The organism is Treponema sp., from assembly GCF_045657965.1.
Taxonomy (GTDB): Bacteria; Spirochaetota; Spirochaetia; order Treponematales; family Treponemataceae; genus Treponema_D.
Genome location: NZ_JAZOUG010000202.1, coordinates 1 through 1,370, shown reverse-complemented (window position 1 = coordinate 1,370; position 1,370 = coordinate 1). Strand labels below are relative to the sequence as shown.

Sequence of the window (1,370 nt, the reverse complement as noted above, 5' to 3'; positions counted from 1 at the left end):
AAGGTTGTCTTCAATGTCTTTGGAAATAAGGATTTGGAGATTTATCAGGGGCTTTTACTTTAGGGCGGGACGTCGATTACAATTCATGATAATAAGGACAGATGTTTTCAAAATATCCGTCCTTCATTCTAAATCCCTTTGGAATTGTGCCCAGCTGTACAAAGCCCAGTCGCTCATACAAATGGCGGGCATGAATATTGCTTTCTACAACAGCATTGAACTGAAGAACTCCATAGCCACATTTTTTTGCCTGGATAAGGCAGTCTTTTACAAGCTTTTCACCAATATGTTTTCCGCGGGCATAGGAAGCGACGGCATAGCTTGCATTACAGATGTGACCGCAGCGTCCAACATTGTTTGGATGAAGGATGTAAAGTCCATAAATTTTGCCATCTTCTTCTGCAACACAAGATAAGGTTTGTCCTGCAAAAAAAGCCTTACCGCTTTCTGGAGTCAGCAGCTCTTCCTGCGGAAACGCAATTCCATCTTCTACAACTTCGTTCCAGATTTGAATCATTGCTGTAAGATCTTTTTCTTCGTATTTTCTGACTGTCATATAAAACCTTTTATTTAAATATAACAAAAAACTGACTCAGGGAAAATAAAAAAAACATAGTTGAACGCTATAAAAATAATGAACTGGAGTTAGACTACCTGACTCTTACCCAGATTCCATTCCGTTTTTCACTTGCCTCATCATTTCAACCCTGCACACGGCATAAAACTTAACATTCACTTCCTCGTCTTCAATTGGAACGGCTACACGGCTTGTTTTTTTTAAGGCAGGAAGATGGTCTGCCTGTTCAGTGTAATCCGTTGCGAATGCCGGAAGTGTTGAATGTGCAATTATATCCCTCAGGTCTGTAATGTCATCCTGCTCAATAAACTTTGCATCGGGAATTGCATGCTTAACCGCATTGGACCAGAATCCAAGTTCTGAAAGCATTATGAAGGTTTCGCCTGCAAGTTCTTTGAGTTTTACAGATTTACGATTGGCCAGGCTGTGACTTTTTGGAAGCAATACTTTGAGATGTTCTTCAAAAATCTCTGTTGCAAAAAAGCGTTCGTCCGAGCGGTTAATTGTTGTGATTATAATTTGAGCCTTGTCTTTTTCCAGCAGTGAAAAAAGCTCATCATTTTCGTTTTTCATCTGGCCGGTTATTTTAGTCTGAGGAAAAGTCTTGTTAAACTTTTGAGTCAAAACATAAAGCGGCATTGGCGCAATTGAAGCAATTTTAATTTCCCGGGTCTTGTTGTAAAAATCAAGAACCTCATTTTCCATCTCGTTCTGAAGCGCAAGAATTCGGCGGGCATAGTCCACGGCAAGTCGGCCGGTCTGATTCAAAGAGATTGTATTTTTCGTCCTGTCA

At 40.3% G+C, this 1,370-nt stretch carries 2 protein-coding genes; both read right to left on the bottom strand.

The genetic code is table 11. The features are described 5' to 3' along the window. Positions 1-76 precede the first annotated feature (76 nt). A complete protein-coding gene (locus tag ACKI5B_RS07400) occupies positions 77-556 on the bottom strand; it encodes a GNAT family N-acetyltransferase (RefSeq protein ID WP_407427337.1) in 480 nt (159 codons plus the stop codon). A 105-nt stretch (positions 557-661) separates the two neighbouring features. Then, positions 662-1,370 (bottom strand): LysR family transcriptional regulator substrate-binding protein (locus ACKI5B_RS07395; protein ID WP_407427335.1); only part of this gene is annotated, 709 nt, incomplete at its 5' end.